Origin of the sequence: Pseudoalteromonas sp. 68 DY56-GL68 (assembly GCF_041414825.1) — a bacterium.
Lineage (GTDB): Bacteria > Pseudomonadota > Gammaproteobacteria > Enterobacterales > Alteromonadaceae > Pseudoalteromonas.
The window spans coordinates 521,861-538,858 of the sequence record NZ_JAOCZL010000018.1; the positions used below are offsets into that span (position 1 = coordinate 521,861).

A 16,998-nucleotide genomic window follows, 5' to 3' on the forward strand; every position below is an offset into this window, starting at 1 on the left:
TTACAAGTCAGTTGCTCTACCAACTGAGCTAAGTCGGCACACTAAATTTGTGTGCTTTGCACAATACTGATGTTCTCACTATTAGATACAACACCAATATATTAAATAATGGTGCCCAGAGGCGGAATCGAACCACCGACACGAGGATTTTCAATCCTCTGCTCTACCGACTGAGCTATCTGGGCAATATTCGGTTTTTGTGCTGAACATCCAAAGAGGATTTTCAATGCAACTCCTGATGGCTCTACCGACTGAGCTATCTGGGCAATATTCGGTTTTTGTGCTGAACATCCAAAGAGGATTTTCAATGCAATTCCAAATGGCTCTACCGACTGAGCTATCTGGGCACTAACTTTTACACGCACTTTTAAGCAACAAATCTAGTTGTCGCTGTCTGGGCGTGCGGCGTATTAAACGGGTTTTGCCCTCTCAAGTCAACTTTTTTTTAAGGATTCTGACTGTTTGAACAGTTTTCAATCAAGATTGCTATTTTTCGTACTTTTACGGTTACTTATGCAGCAAAAATTCCTATTCTAATAGTTCCCTACAACGATTATTACTTTGGTTAAGTAAAAACGTGGTGAATTTTTCTTCGTTGATGGTAGGATTGTGTTAATCAATCAAGTAACTACTTCTTACTGCTGTAAAATTGTTGGATAAAAGCCATGTCGAGTAAATCAACATCTCCTGTAAAAGGGCTATTACCGTTATTTATTATAACAAACCTTGTTATTACACTTTTTGCGGTTGTAGCTTACTCTTTTTACCCAACAAAGGATTCTAAAACTCAAGTCACATACCCTAGCCTAAATGCTGTGCAAGTAGTGGAACAATTATCACCACCCTTAGTAAGTGCACTCACAATGCCGGGCCAAGATAAGGTCAAAGAAGTACTGGAGCTTAGCCTTTTACTCAATGCTGGGTTTGATTACTACTTATATAGGTACGAGGTGAATGGTGATGTGTCTTTGGTATTTGCAAACAATAAAGAAGAACTCATCGCTGTAACGAAAGTAAATCAGCAATTAGAACAAGCCAGCATAATTCACAAAGTGCTTGAATTTAACGACCAACCCGTTGGCGAGTTAATCGTAAAACAGCATTCACAAGAACAGCCAATTGTTGAATCAGCTGTAATGTCATATGTATTAGCTGCTGTCGCTCTGATTGCACTTATTTTTCTGTCTGTATTATTAAATGTGTATATTAATAAACGTTTTATGAAAAGTAGTGAACTACTTAGCGATGAACTATTAGCTATTACAGAAAACCAAAATTACCACACTCATGTTACTGAAACCCTTGACTTTGGTTTAGATATTGTAGCTAAAAACATTAACCATTTACTTAGTAAAGTTCAGTCTGCAATTACTGAAAATAAAGCAGCACAACAAGATCTACAAAAACTACAAAGTAGCCTTGAAACTGAAGTACAAAACAGAACACTGGCACTTGAACAAGCAACATTAAAAGCAGAGCAAGCCAACGAAACTAAAACAACCTTCTTAGCAACGATGAGTCACGAAATAAGAACACCAATGAATGGGGTGATTGGGACTATTGATTTGCTGCGGCAAACAGAGCTCGATGGTGCACAACATAGACTTAGTACAATAATTCGTGATTCTGCCTTTTCATTGCTTGGCATTTTAGATGACATTCTCGACTTCTCTAAAATCGAAGCAGGAAAACTCAATATCGATAACATCCCTTTTTCGGTCTCAGATACTATCGAAGAAGTAGCCCGTGTGCTGTCTTCTGTCGCTAAAAAGCGTAACTTAGATCTGGAACTTGCCATAGCACCCGATATTCCGACTAACTTAATTGGCGATACAGTGCGCGTACGCCAAGTGCTTTATAACCTATGTAGTAACGCGATTAAATTTACAACCACAGACGATAACCGAAAAGGTCATGTAAAAATATCTGTCGAAGTCACGCAAAACACAACCGATCATTACACCTTGCGTTTTAGCGTTTCCGACAACGGTAAAGGCATGACCAAGACACAGCTTCGTGAAATATTTAACCCATTTATTCAAGCCGAAAGCTCTATTACGCGCGAGTATGGAGGCACAGGTCTTGGGCTTTCGATCTGTAAGAGCCTTACCGAGTTGATGCTAGGTACGATTACTGTAAACAGTGATTTGGGGATCGGTAGTGAATTTATCGTTGAGCTGCCGTTTAGCACGCAAGGAAAAGTTAACTTTGCTCACAAACAGGTGATGAAAAACCAACGAGTGGTTGTTGTAACTCAGCACGAAAGCAGACAAAGCTTGTTAACTCGTTATCTTTCATTTATGGGCGCTACGACAATCATTGCCAATAGCAATGAAAAAATAGAAGCAGAGCAAGATAAAAAAGACATAATTTGGATTCTCGATGGCATCGAAAGCATGGAGGATATTAACTACATACTACGCCGTTTGCTTTACACCTTAGAAGACAACCATCAACAAGTGATTGTATTAAGTAAGCTAGATGAAGCCACAGTTAATCATAAAAATATTTTTTATTTAAATGCAGCACCACTATGTAAGTCTAACTTTATGGTGTCGTTATTAGTTGCTGCAGGCCTTCATCAGCCAAAACAAATTTCCTCTGCAAAAACACTCAATAACTATTTGAGCGTGGATCAAGCCCGTGAAGAAAATAAATTAATCCTTTTGGTTGAAGACAATGTTCTGAATCAGCAAGTGCTGACAGATCAATTACATTTATTAGGTTATGGTGTCGAGTTGGCTGAAAACGGTGAGCAAGGATTAGAAATGTGGCGTGAAAACCACTACTCGATCATTTTGACCGACTTACACATGCCAAAAATGTCAGGCTATGACATGGTTGAAAAAATTCGCAGCGAAGCCTCTTTGCTTCCTGACATCAACGCCCAACCCTATATTGTTGCTATTACCGCTAATGCACTGAAAGGGGAAAAAGAGCGTTGTTTAAGTATTGGCATGAACGACTACATTACAAAACCTGTCGAACTCAACGTACTTGAGGCAACATTGCTAAAGTGGTCGCATAAAGTCGACCCAGAGCGTACTCCTCTTGAAATAAAACAACCTGCCATGCCAATTGATATGAGCATGCTTGGTAAATACATAAATAACGATGAAGCTAAAAAACTGCGTTTCTTTAAAATGTACCTTGAACAAAGTAATCAACTAACTAAAGAGGTAAATACAGGGGTGATCGATCATGATTTAGAAACCATCATTTCGTCATGCCATCAATTAAAGTCAATTTCCAAAACAATTGGGGCAATGAAAATTGCCGAACTTGCAGCAGCATTTGAACAACGCTGTAAAGAAGAAGAGCTAACAAGTGACGATCTAATTGAGCTGCGCGACGAGTTCGAAATCGAGTACTCTAAAGTAGCACAGTTCTTAAAAGAACAAATCAAAAAAGCCGACCAAGAAAGTGAAAATTAAAAAGGGCCAATCGGCCCTTTTTAATTTCTGTGCTTATTTTTCAGGTGGACGATAACCTTCAATTTCAACGTCTTTACCTTCAAACAAAAAGCCAACCATCTGCTCTTCTAAAAAAGTGCGGTGTTCTGGGTCCATCATGTTTAGATGCTTTTCGTTGATCAACATCGTTTGTTTGTGTTGCCATTGGCCCCACGCTTCTTTACTGATGTTGTTGAAAATCTTTTCACCAAGCTCACCTGGATATAGTTGGAAGCCTAAGCCTTCAGCTTCTTTTTGTAACTTTTGACAAAATACTGTGCGTGCCATAATTGCTCTCTACTCTTATTGCGTGATGTTATTGTAATCTATTGCGCGTAATTGTTTAACCAGCTTTTTCGTAGGGGCTGCAAGGCCGACTTCAACAGACTCATCAAGCGGATACCAAACCAATTGACGCTCATTAATAAGATCTGGAATGCTTGGCAATGATAAAACATGTGGATTAATGGTCAGCTCAAAATGCGAAAACACATGAGTAAACGCTTCAATTTCCTGTGTATTAGCCGTTAAACCATGCTGGGCTAAAAATGTTTCTAGCTCGCTTAACTCACTAAACTCGAAAAAGCCAAATAAGCCTCCCCAAATTCCTGAGTTAGGCCGTTTTTCCATAAGTACTTTATCGTCACAGGCTAAAATAAGCTGATGACTTGACTTTTTCGGTACAGCCTTTTTAGGCTTTGAATGCGGAAACTCTTTAACTTTACCTTCATTAAAAGCAAGGCACTTACTGTTTAAAGGACAAGGCTCACAGTCAAACTTGCTACGTGAACACAGACTTGCCCCTAAATCCATCATTGCTTGATTAAACTCGGTAACCGACTCTTTAGGCGTTAATTGTGATGATAATGACCACAGTTGGTTTTCAACTTTTTTAACCCCATACCAGCCTTCGATCATAAAAAAGCGCGCGAGTACACGTTTAACGTTACCGTCCAAAATTGGGTGATGCTGACCAAGCGATAACGATAAGATAGCCCCCGCTGTTGAGCGACCGATCCCAGGCAAATCCATCACTTCTTCAAGCGTGGTTGGAAACTCACCTTGGTATTTATCACGGACTATTTTTGCCGTTTTATGTAAGTTACGTGCGCGAGCATAATAACCAAGGCCGGTCCAGTGATGCAGCACTTGATCTTCATCGGCATCGGCCAGCGCAATAATATCAGGAAAGCTCTGCATGAACTTTTCAAAATACGGAATGACAGTGACGACCTGGGTTTGCTGAAGCATAACCTCAGAGATCCACACTTTATAAGGGGTTTTATTTAACTGCCATGGAAGAGTTTTACGGCCGTGAAGGTGATACCAGTCAACCACTTGGCTCGCGAACCAAGTTGACTCCTTATTGCTTAAATTCAAAATAACATCTTTACTTGCTGAAGCTCATTGCGGCTCAGTCTATTGCAGTTAGTTAGGCCAAGCAAGCTAAAAGCTTGTACTCAAGGCGCAGGTCAGGGATAATACGCAACCTTTTTCTATAGTCAGTGTTTTTATCAGGCCAAAATATATGAGTGACTCAAGTAACCCAAACCTCGAGCAAGCAAAGCAAGAGGGTAAATATATCCGCACAATTCGTAGTTTCGTTAAGCGCGAAGGTCGCCTAACAAAAGGCCAAGCAGCCGCCATCGAAAAGTGTTGGCCAACAATGGGCCTTGAGCACAAAAATGGCATGCTCGATTTTAAAGATGTATTTGATAACGATAATGACGTCGTGCTAGAAATCGGCTTTGGTATGGGTAAGTCACTGGTTGAAATGGCTAAAAACGCTCCAGAGCTTAACTTCATCGGTATTGAAGTACACCGTCCAGGTGTTGGCGCTTGTTTAATGGATGCCGACGAAGCCGGAGTTACTAATTTACGCGTATTCGAGCACGATGCGGTTGAAGTATTGGCCGATTGTATCGCTGATGAAAGCTTAGCTAAGTTGCAGTTATTCTTCCCTGATCCATGGCACAAAAAACGTCACCACAAGCGTCGTATCGTACAGGCTGAATTTGCACAAAAATTACGTAGCAAATTAAAAATTGGTGGTGTTTTTCACATGGCAACTGACTGGGAAAACTATGCTGAACATATGCTTGAAGTAATGCAATTTGCTGAAGGTTACAAAAACCAATCAGACACGAATGATTATGTTCCTCGCCCAGATTCACGTCCATTGACGAAATTTGAGCAACGCGGTCACCGTTTAGGTCACGGCGTGTGGGATCTAATGTTTGAGCGTACAAAGTAATATAAGGTAAAAGCAGCATGAGCAAGTTAACCAACCCAAGTTTATTATTGCTTCGAAATGAAGACGAGCTTGTTGGAAAGTCCATTTTAGTGGTTAACTTCGAGCAAGATGGCTTTTTACGCGAACTTACAGCGCTAAACCCTGACGCCAAAATTACTGCGTTCAGTTATAATCACGCTAATGCCATGTATGCCAGCAAAATTGCCGGTGTACATGCCGTGGTTGATCACACTATTCCCAATGGCAACTATGATTTAGTTATCTACTATTATCCAAAGGCGAAGCCTGAAGCACTAATGTGTCTTGATAACATTCGTGCTGTATGTCACCAAGATGCCCAGCTGTTTGTGGTAGGTGAAAATAAAAGCGGCGTTAAATCAGCAGAAAAGCAACTAAAAGACTACTCTGGCTTTAGTAACAAAATCGACAGTGCCAAACACTGCATTTTGTATCTATTTTCTGAGCTTACGCTAAACAATAGCTTTGATATCAGCCGGTATCACAAACAATTCCAAGTCAAAACAAACGATCTAGAATTTACAGCTATTAGCGTGCCTGGGGTATTTAACCACGGTGCACTTGATGTGGGTACAGCAGTACTTCTTAATAATGCGCCTCATATTAACACGGGTAAAGTGCTCGACTTTGCGTGTGGTGCAGGTGTTATTGCAACTTACTTAGGACTCAAGCAGCCTGAACTTGAATTTGTGTGTAGCGATGTAAGTGCGCTGGCAACTTATGCCACTGAGCAAACGCTTGCGCTAAATAACCTCAAAGGTGAAGCTTTATTAAGTGATGGCCTTGAAAATATTAGTGGCAAATTTGATTTAATCATCAGCAACCCGCCATTCCATACAGGTATCGCCACAGATTACAGTATTGCCGAAGCATTTTTAGCTAATGCTAAACAACACCTAACCAAGCAAGGTTCATTAACGATTGTTGCTAATAGCTTTTTAAAATACCCGCCCATCCTCGAGGCGCAGTTTGCTAGTTTCAACACAGATTTTAAGAATACCAAATTTGCCGTTTACTCTGCTAAGTAGCAAAAATGCCTAATAGCCTATTCCGTGACTAAATATTTTTCCTAATATTTAGTTACTTTCTATTGTCTTTGCTAGACTAAACAGTTACTAATAATATAAAAAAGATTGGCTTAATAAGGCATATGTCAATATTCAAAAGACAAACAAGTATTCGTAAAGCATTGACTAATGCCGTTATGTTAGTCACAGCATTATGCTTGTCATTGTCGATCTCAATTTCGACTTATCTTGATGTTAAAGAACAAAAAAGCCTTATTATTGATAAAATAACGATCCTCTCGAAGATTGTCTCTTATAATGCCCAAGTGACTGTGCTATTCGACGATAATGACACAGAAACTGAACGCTTAAAGTCATTTGAGTCTGTTCCATTAATCAAAAATATTCATATTTACTCTATTGATGAGTTATCTAACGAGCCCGTCTTCTTTAGTAGCTTTAATGCCAGCAAAACGCCGCCAGTGCCCATTAAAGTCAGCAGCATAAATGAACTATTAGAGCCTCATATAAAAGATAAGGTCATTGAGCTTATCACTCCCATCGTTTACGAAGGCAACACCATAGGCTACGTGTATGTTCGAGGTGGATTAGACAGATTAAACCAATACATCAACAGAAAAATCATTATTGATATTTTTCTGATACTTTTTGTCTTAGTGTTGGTGTACTTTGTCGCGCGCCAGATTCAAAGGCGTATTGCTAACCCAATCGATGAGCTCAGTGTGTTACTGCAAGATGTGTCAAAGAACCATAATTACGAAACACGGGCGAAAAAGACAAATATCGATGAAATAAATCAACTTGCTGCTAGCTTAAATATCATGCTTGCGCGCACACAAAAGCAAATTGAACGTCATGAAAAAGATAAACAAGAAATAAAGCAGCTCAACCAAAGTCTCGAAGAAAAAGTTAACCAACGAACAATAGCCCTACGCGAGGCAAATCAAGAGCTTCTTAATACCCTAGAAAGAATGCACCAGTATCAAAACCAAATTGTTGAAAATGAAAAAATGGCTTCGCTTGGGCAAATGGTTGCGGGTGTTGCCCATGAGGTAAATACCCCTATTGGACTAGGTATAACCGGTTCCACCCTATTACGCGATAAACTTGCAGAAATTTGTACACAGTTTGAACAAAAAACCTTAACCTCAACTCACTTAAAGCGTTTTATTGACGATGGCATTGAAAACCTCGATCTCATTTATCGAAACCTGAATCGAGCAGCAGAACTTGTTTCAAGCTTTAAAAAGGTCGCAGTGAATCAAGATAGTGAGAGTACCTCACAAGTTAATCTTAATAACTTATTAAGTGATGTGGTGCTTTCTATGCGTTCAGAAATACAGTACCGCAACCCTAACATAACAATAAACTGTGACAAAGACCTGAATATAGAAACCAAATCAGGGCCCTTACAGCAAGTTTTACAGCAACTCCTAAGTAACTCTGTGATTCACGCATTTAATGATGATAAAGACAACGAAATCACCTTTAACGTACAAAAGAATGAATCAAACTTCACTATTCATTATTTTGATAATGGTATCGGTGTTGAAAAGTCAGTAAAAAAACGTATTTTCGATCCATTTGTTACCACTAAGCGTGGTGAAGGTGGCAGTGGGTTAGGCATGCATTTAGTTTACAATTTAGTCACTCAAGCGCTTGGTGGCAGTATTGTGTATGACGAGTTAGCGCAAGATGGGGCACACTTCATTATCACCTTACCAATGAATGAAGGTGGAATACGATGAGAAGTATTGTTTTTATATTGCTGCTGTTTTCATCGTGGTCGGTTTTTGCTAAATCTCCAGATCAAGTTAAATCTGCTTTTTTGTTTCAGATTGCAAAGTTTGTCGAGTTTACCCACGATGACATAACCCGCCCTATTTCATTTTGTTTTTATGACTTAGAGTACGGACCAGGTGCGTTCCTAAAAGATAGAAATGAACTGCAAATTAACAAAAAACCAATCAAGGTTATTTTAGTGAAAAAAAGTCAGCAAATTTCTGAACTTTCTCAGGTTTGTGATATCACATACGTTGATGAAACATTAGAAAATGATATACTTCCACTTTGGACCGATACAATTTCATTGGATACTTTAACCATAGGTGAAAGTATCAGTTTTTTAGAAAACGGCGGTATAGCCTCTCTGGTTCAAGAAGGAAATAAAATCCGACTGTATATCAATAAGCAGCACGTATTGCAGCAAAACTTTAAAGTGCAATCTCGATTGTTAGCTATGGCTAAGTTTTATCCAAATTGATTTTACTTGTTAACAATTGGATCTAATCCTATAATCTCTAGTATTCGGTTTTGCTTGGTAATACCGAATTTTTGTAAATAAAATTTCCGAAAAGGTTAATATACAATGCAAACGCCAGTCATTCTGATCGTAGAGGATGAAGACGTAACTCGACTAAACCTCGTTAGTTTATTTGAAGCTGAAGGTTACAAAGTTATTGAAGCCATTGATGGCGATGATATGCATGACAAGCTTACAAATAATGATGATGTGAACCTTGTAGTTATGGACATCAATCTGCCAGGTAAAAACGGGCTAATTTTAGCACGTGAGCTACGCCAAAAACGCAACGTTGGTCTAATTTTCTTAACTGGTCGTGACAACGACGTTGACCGCATCTTAGGTCTTGAGATTGGTGCTGATGATTACATCACAAAACCATTCAACCCACGCGAATTAACAATTCGTGCGCGTAACCTTATTACACGTACAGCGCTTGGTGGTGAAGAAACAAACCTTGAAACAAATGGTGTGATTACATTTAACGGTTGGGAACTTGATGAAAACAGCCGTTGTTTAACATCGCCAAGTGGTGATGCTAAACGTTTACCTAAAGGTGAATACCGTGCACTGCGTCTAATGCTTGACTCTCCTGGTCGTATCTTCAGCCGTGAGCAACTTATTAAGCACATGACAGGTCGTGAGCTGCGTGCTAATGACCGTACTGTAGACGTTACTATTCGTCGTATCAGAAAACACTTTGAAAGCGATAACAGCACATCTGAGCTTATTAGCACCATCCATGGTGAAGGCTATCGCTTCATTGGTAAAATCGACAGCTAATTAGAATTAACTTTCTAACTGTTGTAAAAATGATTGGAGGGCGTCACGCCCTTCATTTATTTTAACTGCTAAAACATCCAGCCACTGTTGTAACTCTTCACTACTTTGTTCAAGCGCGCCGTGCTCCATCTTCTTCGCGTGTAACTGCACATCATTTAAGCCCACAGAGCCAGCCGCACCTTTTAGTTTATGGGCAACAGACTTATACTCTTCTCTATCATCTGATGCCAAAGCATCTGCAAGCTCTGTTTGATACTGCGGGTTCAACTTATTGAATAACTCACAGCTACGATTAAAGATAACTAAACCCATTGAACCAACAAAGTCCTCAATGGTTTCTATATCGAGAAGCTCAACGCGAATACCCGATAAGTCTTTTTTAGTCGCGGCTTTGATTGGCTCAGGCTGACAGTTTTGTTGCTGCTTAATATCAAATAGCTCACCGAGCATTTTATCAAGTTTAGTGGTGTTGATAGGCTTAGCGAGTGCCCCTTGAATGTTAATACCTGCAAGCTCTTCTTCAGCACTACGCACGTTTGCAGTCAACGCGACTATAGGCAGGCCATCAAAATGTTCATCCTCACGGATTTGGCGAGCTACTTCGTCACCATTAATGTCTGGTAACTGCATATCAAGTAATACGAGATCTAAATCATCTTCGGTATAAACGAACGACAATGCATCTTCACCGGTTTCCGCCCAAATAACCTCATGCCCTCGTTGCTCAAGTAAGTTAGTGGCAATTTCAGCATTAAGAGGAACATCCTCAACCAATAAAATATTTAAACTACGCACAGCATAGCTTTTCTCTGTCGGTGCAATACAAAGCTTAAGCGGTATTTCCACAACAAATACACTTCCCTCGCCCTCTGTACTACTCACGTGAATTTCGCCTTTCATTGCAGTTACAAGTGCTTTCGTTACCGCTAGCCCAATGCCAGAGCCAATTGCATTGGTACCATTCACATCTGGTGCTTTATAATACATATCAAAAATACGGTGTAGTTGCTCTCGTGGGATCCCTTGCCCAGTATCAGTGACTCGCATAACAAGCCACGGACCATCAGGGCGGTTTTCACGGCGGCACTCAAGCTCAACATGACCTTGCTGAGTAAACTTCACAGCGTTATTAATTAAATTCCAAACAACCTGGCGTAAGCGAGTTGGGTCGAGCGACGCATAAACATCCAGCGTGCCTTTACGTTTAATATTAAACTCAAGCCCTTTTTGCTCAGCAATAAGGCCTGCAAAATTCACTACATCGTTGATAAAGTCAGCGACATTCACAGAATCCGTGACAATATCTAATTGCTCACGATCAATTTTGTCTAAGTCAATAATATCATTAAAGATATTACCAAGCGTTTCGGCACTAGAAAAAACTGTATTACACCAGCTACGCTGCTGCTTATCGAGCTCAGTATCAAGTAACATACGGGTTAAACCAACGATACCGTTTAAGGGAGTTCTTAGCTCATGACTTAAGGTGGCAATAAATTTCCCTTTATCTTTATATGCCGCTTCAAGTGCTTGAGCAGCCTCTTTACGGCTAGTAATATCACGGCCGAAAGCGAGCAAACCAATGTACTCCCCTTTTTCATTGATAAACGGTAACTTACGCATCTCAAACCAGCGTTTTTCACCATCCACAGGGTATTCAACATCCAAGGTAAGTGCTTGGTGAGTTTGTGCTACCTTTTTATCTGTACACAGCACTTCAGGAAGGTAATCACTAGGGTAGATTTCTTCAACGCTCTTCCCTATTAACTCTTCACTACTTTTACCTATAACTTGTTCAAACATTTTATTACAGCCTGCAAAAACACCATTGTTGTCGCGGTAATAAAATAAATCGGGAGAGGAGTCGACGATTGAGCGTAGTAACATCCCTTGCTGTGCCAGCTCTTGCTGTGTTTTTTTACGTTCTGCGATTTCACGCCTTAGCTCTTCAATTGCTCTGTGCTTTGCATGAAAAGCCATTTTACGTTCATCAATCTCTTCATTTAAGCGACTGATATTGTCTTTTAGTGTTTGGTTTAACAGCTTTTCTTGCTTAGTTGCACTATCCAAATAACTGTAAGAGGCTTCTAACTGACGAATTGAGTTTAATAATACAGAAATTAAAAGTGGCGATACGACTGCGGTAAAAAACATCACCGCAAGAACATCAACCAAGGTAACTGTGCCCACAGCCACATAATAAAACATACATGACAGAATTAATGACATGACTAACAATAAGGCATAACAAACTGCGGCAGTTTTAAACTCACCATATTTGGAGATCAAGCTTGAGAGTGTGCGAGCCCACGGACTCAAAGACGAATCAATCATAGATAAAGCTTAGGCACATAATTGAAAAAAAACAGCATAGTTAATTTTACCACTATTCCTTTAGAAATATTCATATTGTGCGATAAACACAGAATTTTTTCATCAACGCCGATTTTTTATATTTTTTCATGTAAACTACCGCGCTTTAATAACTGCAAAGAAATGAGTATAACCATGCAAACCACAATGCCTGACATTGCTGATACAGCACCTGCTTTACAAACTGGTAAATTAGACTGGGTTGGCATGGGTGAAATTGAGCTCCCTTTTATTTTTGAATCTCACAATATTGCCCCTGTAAATGTGATTGCTAAGGCACGTGCTTTTGTAAACTTATACAAAGAAGATGCCAAAGGCATCCATATGTCGCGATTATTTTTGGCGCTTGATACCTTATCGACTGAGCAACATGTTAACCCGCAGACATTAGCACAAGCACTCGATGCTTTTATTACTAGCCATGATGATTTGAGCGACCGTGCACAAATTGAGTTTAAGTTTGAACTGCCGCTGCGTCGTAAATCACTGTTAAGTGGTAAAGTAGGCTGGAAAAACTACCCTATTCATCTTATAGCAAAAATAAACCAAGGCACCTTAAGCTTTGAATTAATGGTTGATGTTACTTACTCATCAACTTGTCCATGCTCTGCTGCACTTGCTCGTCAGTTAATTCAAAATGCCTTTGCTGAAAAATTTACTGACAATCAACTTGATAAACAAGCTGTCCATGAGTGGCTTGGCAGCACAGAGGGAATAGTAGCAACACCACACTCACAACGTTCGATTGCGAATGTAAAGGTGAAGCTTGATAACAGCATTGAGAGCTTTGATGTTGTTGGTTTAATAGATGCCATTGAAAGCGAACTGAAAACCCCAGTACAAGCAGCCGTAAAACGTGAAGATGAGCAAGAATTTGCTCGCTTAAATGGTCAAAACCTGATGTTTTGTGAAGACGCTGCCCGCAAAATTAAAGCCCTGCTTGAGGCACAAAGCTACGCTGATTATTGGTTGCAAATCAATCACTATGAATCTTTGCATGCGCACGACGCCGTTGCCATTGCGGTAAAAGGTGTTGCCAACGGATATACCGCTTAATTCAGTAACTCCTCACAACTTAGGCACATAAATTGCTAATACAATTCAGTGTCAATTTGTTGTGGAGTTACCAGATGGAATTCGCTTTATTATCAATTTTAGTTTTAGTCGTAGGGGCTTCTGTTGTTGCGTCAAAGTATACAGATGATGGCGGAAACCCATACCCTTTCACTCGTAAACAAAGTGTATTTACACAAGTAGAGAGTGCGTTTTTAAACCTCCTTGAACGTGCAGTAGGCGATCAATATAAGATCGTAAGTCGTGTTAAACTCATCGACTTAATTGACTGCAAACAAGGGCTTTCGCCTAAAGCTAAACGTGCTGCAATTACTAAAGCCAAAAACAAGCAATTAGACTATGTCTTAATTGATAAAGATAAGCTCACCATTGTTGCCGCAGTTGACCTTGTGAATAACACGAACAAGGATGGACACAAGGCGCAGCGTGATTGGTTTGTAAGTGGTGCACTTGAAGCAGCAGGTATTCCACATATCCGCATGAAAGTAAAAGCGGGCTACCAACCTAAAGAAGTGCGTGATGCGATTATGTTTAAACTCGGTAAACCTAGCGCAGCGCCACTAAGACCAACTCGCAACCGCGTAACAAAACCGGCGGTGTTGTCGCCTTCTCAGGCAAAAGCTCACTCAACAGCCTTGGCAGAAATATAAGGTGTCATAATTTTGGCAAAAGCAGACTTTAAGTCTGCTTTTTTGTTTTTACACTTGCTGAATTCTCGTAACTACTTAAGGTTGGGTATATAATCACCCTATTCAATCTAAGGAAACAAATATTATGCATGTTGGTATTATTGGCGCGATGGAGCCAGAAGTAAAAATTTTACGCGAAACCATGGTTAACCCAAGTGTAATGACAAAAGCTGGATTCACATTTTATACAGGTGAGTTAGCAGGTCATACTGTAACACTTGTACAATCAGGCATTGGTAAGGTTGCTTCTGCAGTTGCTACTACGCTTTTAATTGACAACTTCACTCCAGATTGTGTGATTAACACAGGTTCAGCTGGCGGCTTTGAGGCTTCTCTTAACGTGGGTGATGTCGTTATTTCATCTGAAGTTCGTCACCACGATGTTGATGTAACAGCCTTTGGTTACGAAATTGGCCAAGTACCACAAATGCCAGCAGGTTTTGCTGCACATCCTAAATTAATTGAAGCTGCTGAGCAAAGCGTAAGCCAAATCAGCGATGTAAAAACCATGATTGGTCTAATTTGCACAGGCGATTCATTTATGTGTGATCCGGTGCGAATCGATAAAGCACGTGCAGACTTCCCAACCATGCTTGCAGTAGAAATGGAAGGCGCAGCAATTGCTCAAGCCTGTCACTCACTAGACACTCCTTTTGTGGTTATCCGCTCTATGTCTGATATTGCTGGTAAAGAGTCTCCACAATCATTTGAAGAGTACATCGAAACAGCCTCTATTAATTCATCTAAAATGGTTGTTGCTCTACTAGAAAAACTGACGTCGGTGAGTTTATAAGGTGATTGCAAGTTTTGTTCAAACCCATTTGGACATTATTGTATTTTTTATAGCGCTCCTTGCTGAGCGCTTTTTCCCTTTAGTAAGCTGGTATCACCCCAATACACTACTGAGTGTTATTTTTTCTTCACTTGGCGATCGCCTTTACGATCAACATAATCCAAGAAGCTATCAGTATTTATCGTCAATACTTGCATTTACGCTTACAACTTTGCTGATTGTAGTACTGGTCATGCTATTTTTAGAGTTTGCCTTTTATCCTGAGCTGCTCAACGGGCTAATTCTTTACCTATTACTCAATAGCCGTGGACAAGAAAAGAAGACACTTCGAATTGCGCGCTTAGTTAAAAAAAATCAGAAAGCGGCTGCCAGAGAATTACTCGCGGGTTTAGTTGCACGAGATGTATCTCGTCTATCAGCCCCAGGGATTTGCAAAGCATGTATGGAGTCTTTACTGCTACAAAGCGCACGGCAGTATTTTGCCGTAATCTTTTTTTACTTGGTCGGCGGCGCAATAATATGCCTGACTTACCGTTTATTAACCCTTATTCACCAAGCATGGCGCGAAAAACAATTACCTAACAGCCCTTTTTTAATACCTATTGCTAAGCTGTTATTTGTACTTGAATGGATACCTATTCGACTTCTTGCCATGACACTTGCAGCAACAAATGCGAGTAAACAAAGCCTGCATTACATTAAACATTATGGACGCCATTTTTACCAAACCAATACTGGCTGGCTACTTAGCGTAAGTGCGGCATCACTGGGTGTGCAACTAGGGGGGCCTGCTTTATACAAAGGTGTGCGCTTTAACAAAATGCGTGTGGGTACGGAGCGATTACCCTGTGCAGATGACATTCCTATTCTGATAAGCCGACTAAATCAGGCTAAAGCATTTTGGCTACTATTTATCATCTGTATTGAGATAATCACATTTCTGGCCTTTGCTTAACAAATACAAAAAAACCAGCCGAGGCTGGTTTTTATAATACGCCTAATTAACGCTTAAGCGACGGTGATTTTAGCAAACTTACGTTTACCTACTTGGTAAATTTCAGTACTGCCTTTAGCAACTTCAAGCTTAGTATCTGTTACTTTTTCTTCACCATTTATTTTTACAGCACCTTGTTTGATCATACGCATAGCTTCAGACGTACTTGCAACAAGATTAGCTTCTTTTAGTAGATTAGTGATAAATACAGTGTCTTCAGCAATCGTTACTGTTACTTCTGGGATCTCATCGGGTAAAGCATTTTTTTGGAAACGCTTAATAAAATCTTGATGAGCACCTTCTGCCGCTTCTTTACTGTGGAAACGTGCAATCATTTCTTTCGCAAGCTCAATCTTAATGTCGCGCGGGTTTGCACCGTCAGCAACACGCTGTTTAAGAGCTGCAATTTCTTCGATAGATAATGCACTTAATAAGTCATAGTAGCGCCACATTAGCTCATCACTAATAGACATCACTTTACCAAACATATCATTAGGCTCATCAGTAATACCAATGTAGTTACCTAATGACTTAGACATTTTCTGAACGCCGTCAGTACCTTCAAGCAGTGGCATCATTAACACTGTTTGCGGTTTTTGACCTTCATCTTTTTGTAGCTCTCGGCCCATTAGTAGGTTGAAACGTTGATCTGTACCACCAAGCTCAACATCTGCTTCTAATGCAACTGAATCCCACCCTTGTACCAGTGGGTATAAAAATTCGTGGATAGCAATTGATTGACCACCGGCATAACGCTTTTTGAAGTCATCACGTTCTAGCATACGTGCTACTGTTTGACGCGCAGCCAGTTTGATCATACCTGCTGCACCTAAGTTTTCCATCCAAGTAGAATTAAATGCAACAGTTGTTTTTGCAGGATCTAGAATCTTAAATACTTGCTCTTTATATGTTTCTGCATTAGCAAGTACATCTTCACGAGTTAACGGCTTACGCGTCACATTTTTACCCGTTGGGTCGCCGATCATGCCGGTAAAGTCACCAATAAGGAAAATAACCTCATGACCTAAGTCTTGAAAGGTTTTCATTTTATTAATTAAAACCGTATGACCTAAATGCAGATCAGGCGCCGTTGGATCGAAACCCGCTTTAATTTTAAGCTTTTTACCAGACTTTAGTTTTTCAACTAGTTCGTCTTCAATTAATATCTCTTCTGCACCGCGTTTTATCTCAGCTAGAGCGGTTTGTAAATCCACTGTGTATTACTCCAAAAATTCAGC

Annotated in this window: 15 protein-coding genes and 1 tRNA gene; 11 read left to right on the forward strand and 5 right to left on the reverse strand. The window is 40.1% G+C overall.

Annotated features, from left to right (window positions below; genetic code table 11):
• Positions 1-109: 109 nt before the first annotated feature.
• Positions 110-185, reverse strand: a tRNA-Phe gene (locus tag NYF15_RS10745).
• 41 nt (positions 186-226) lie between these two features.
• Between NYF15_RS10745 and NYF15_RS10750 the strand changes: the two genes are divergently transcribed.
• Positions 227-352: a hypothetical protein gene (locus tag NYF15_RS10750; RefSeq protein ID WP_371353562.1), complete on the forward strand. Its 126-nt coding sequence runs from the start codon at positions 227-229 to the stop codon at positions 350-352.
• Between the two features lie 313 nt (positions 353-665).
• The gene (locus tag NYF15_RS10755; protein WP_371353563.1) at positions 666-3,434 is read left to right on the forward strand and encodes an ATP-binding protein; all 2,769 of its coding nucleotides are present in this window, start codon (positions 666-668) and stop codon (positions 3,432-3,434) included.
• 33 nt (positions 3,435-3,467) lie between these two features.
• Here NYF15_RS10755 and NYF15_RS10760 read toward each other — a convergent pair whose 3' ends face one another.
• On the reverse strand, positions 3,468-3,740 hold the full coding sequence (locus NYF15_RS10760) for an oxidative damage protection protein (RefSeq protein WP_062570343.1): 273 nt from the start codon (positions 3,738-3,740) through the stop codon (positions 3,468-3,470).
• Positions 3,741-3,755: 15 nt separating this feature from the next.
• Complete coding sequence (mutY, locus tag NYF15_RS10765; RefSeq protein ID WP_371353564.1) at positions 3,756-4,832, reverse strand: A/G-specific adenine glycosylase; 1,077 nt, start codon at positions 4,830-4,832, stop codon at positions 3,756-3,758.
• A gap of 148 nt (positions 4,833-4,980) precedes the next feature.
• Here mutY and trmB point away from each other — a divergent pair, with 148 nt between their 5' ends.
• From trmB to arcA, 5 genes are all read left to right on the forward strand, one after another.
• Positions 4,981-5,706 (forward strand): tRNA (guanosine(46)-N7)-methyltransferase TrmB, encoded by a 726-nt coding sequence (gene trmB, locus NYF15_RS10770; RefSeq protein ID WP_371353565.1) that lies wholly within the window; start codon positions 4,981-4,983, stop codon positions 5,704-5,706.
• A gap of 17 nt (positions 5,707-5,723) precedes the next feature.
• The gene (locus NYF15_RS10775) at positions 5,724-6,752 is read left to right on the forward strand and encodes a methyltransferase (protein WP_130151083.1); all 1,029 of its coding nucleotides are present in this window, start codon (positions 5,724-5,726) and stop codon (positions 6,750-6,752) included.
• Positions 6,753-6,874: 122 nt separating this feature from the next.
• On the forward strand, positions 6,875-8,500 hold the full coding sequence (locus tag NYF15_RS10780; protein WP_130151082.1) for an ATP-binding protein: 1,626 nt from the start codon (positions 6,875-6,877) through the stop codon (positions 8,498-8,500).
• Positions 8,497-9,015: a YfiR family protein gene (locus tag NYF15_RS10785; RefSeq protein WP_130151081.1), complete on the forward strand. Its 519-nt coding sequence runs from the start codon at positions 8,497-8,499 to the stop codon at positions 9,013-9,015. The genes NYF15_RS10780 and NYF15_RS10785 overlap by 4 nt, the downstream gene beginning before the upstream one ends.
• A 105-nt stretch (positions 9,016-9,120) precedes the next feature.
• Positions 9,121-9,837: a two-component system response regulator ArcA gene (gene arcA, locus NYF15_RS10790; RefSeq protein WP_062570337.1), complete on the forward strand. Its 717-nt coding sequence runs from the start codon at positions 9,121-9,123 to the stop codon at positions 9,835-9,837.
• A gap of 6 nt (positions 9,838-9,843) precedes the next feature.
• On the opposite strand, the gene arcB is transcribed toward arcA, so the two are convergent.
• The gene (arcB, locus tag NYF15_RS10795) at positions 9,844-12,171 is read right to left on the reverse strand and encodes an aerobic respiration two-component sensor histidine kinase ArcB (protein ID WP_371353566.1); all 2,328 of its coding nucleotides are present in this window, start codon (positions 12,169-12,171) and stop codon (positions 9,844-9,846) included.
• Between the two features lie 174 nt (positions 12,172-12,345).
• On the opposite strand from arcB, the gene folE2 reads away from it, so the two are divergent.
• The 4 genes from folE2 to NYF15_RS10815 all read left to right on the forward strand — a co-directional run bounded on the left by folE2 (position 12,346) and on the right by NYF15_RS10815 (position 15,721).
• Positions 12,346-13,266 (forward strand): GTP cyclohydrolase FolE2, encoded by a 921-nt coding sequence (folE2, locus tag NYF15_RS10800; protein WP_371353567.1) that lies wholly within the window; start codon positions 12,346-12,348, stop codon positions 13,264-13,266.
• A 74-nt stretch (positions 13,267-13,340) separates the two neighbouring features.
• A complete protein-coding gene (locus NYF15_RS10805; protein ID WP_130151078.1) occupies positions 13,341-13,934 on the forward strand; it encodes a DUF2726 domain-containing protein in 594 nt (197 codons plus the stop codon).
• Between the two features lie 124 nt (positions 13,935-14,058).
• Entirely contained in the window at positions 14,059-14,766 is a 708-nt protein-coding gene (gene mtnN, locus NYF15_RS10810; protein WP_237119594.1) for a 5'-methylthioadenosine/S-adenosylhomocysteine nucleosidase, read from the forward strand.
• A 1-nt stretch (position 14,767) separates the two neighbouring features.
• A complete protein-coding gene (locus NYF15_RS10815; RefSeq protein ID WP_371353568.1) occupies positions 14,768-15,721 on the forward strand; it encodes a cobalamin biosynthesis protein in 954 nt (317 codons plus the stop codon).
• A 53-nt stretch (positions 15,722-15,774) separates the two neighbouring features.
• Here the strand turns inward: NYF15_RS10815 and tyrS are convergent, their stop codons facing one another.
• Positions 15,775-16,974: a tyrosine--tRNA ligase gene (tyrS, locus tag NYF15_RS10820; protein WP_371353569.1), complete on the reverse strand. Its 1,200-nt coding sequence runs from the start codon at positions 16,972-16,974 to the stop codon at positions 15,775-15,777.
• Positions 16,975-16,998 lie beyond the last annotated feature (24 nt).

What these genes read in the sequence shown, in the direction of transcription:
- NYF15_RS10760 (WP_062570343.1), bottom strand. Translation starts at nt 3,740, where the DNA reads ATGGCACGCACAGTATTTTGTCAAAAGTTACAAAAAGAAGCTGAAGGC.
- arcB (WP_371353566.1), bottom strand. Translation starts at nt 12,171, where the DNA reads ATGATTGATTCGTCTTTGAGTCCGTGGGCTCGCACACTCTCAAGCTTG.
- NYF15_RS10775 (WP_130151083.1), top strand. Translation starts at nt 5,724, where the DNA reads ATGAGCAAGTTAACCAACCCAAGTTTATTATTGCTTCGAAATGAAGAC.
- arcA (WP_062570337.1), top strand. Translation starts at nt 9,121, where the DNA reads ATGCAAACGCCAGTCATTCTGATCGTAGAGGATGAAGACGTAACTCGA.
- NYF15_RS10780 (WP_130151082.1), top strand. Translation starts at nt 6,875, where the DNA reads ATGTCAATATTCAAAAGACAAACAAGTATTCGTAAAGCATTGACTAAT.
- NYF15_RS10785 (WP_130151081.1), top strand. Translation starts at nt 8,497, where the DNA reads ATGAGAAGTATTGTTTTTATATTGCTGCTGTTTTCATCGTGGTCGGTT.
- mtnN (WP_237119594.1), top strand. Translation starts at nt 14,059, where the DNA reads ATGCATGTTGGTATTATTGGCGCGATGGAGCCAGAAGTAAAAATTTTA.
- NYF15_RS10750 (WP_371353562.1), top strand. Translation starts at nt 227, where the DNA reads ATGCAACTCCTGATGGCTCTACCGACTGAGCTATCTGGGCAATATTCG.
- NYF15_RS10755 (WP_371353563.1), top strand. Translation starts at nt 666, where the DNA reads ATGTCGAGTAAATCAACATCTCCTGTAAAAGGGCTATTACCGTTATTT.
- trmB (WP_371353565.1), top strand. Translation starts at nt 4,981, where the DNA reads ATGAGTGACTCAAGTAACCCAAACCTCGAGCAAGCAAAGCAAGAGGGT.
- NYF15_RS10805 (WP_130151078.1), top strand. Translation starts at nt 13,341, where the DNA reads ATGGAATTCGCTTTATTATCAATTTTAGTTTTAGTCGTAGGGGCTTCT.
- folE2 (WP_371353567.1), top strand. Translation starts at nt 12,346, where the DNA reads ATGCAAACCACAATGCCTGACATTGCTGATACAGCACCTGCTTTACAA.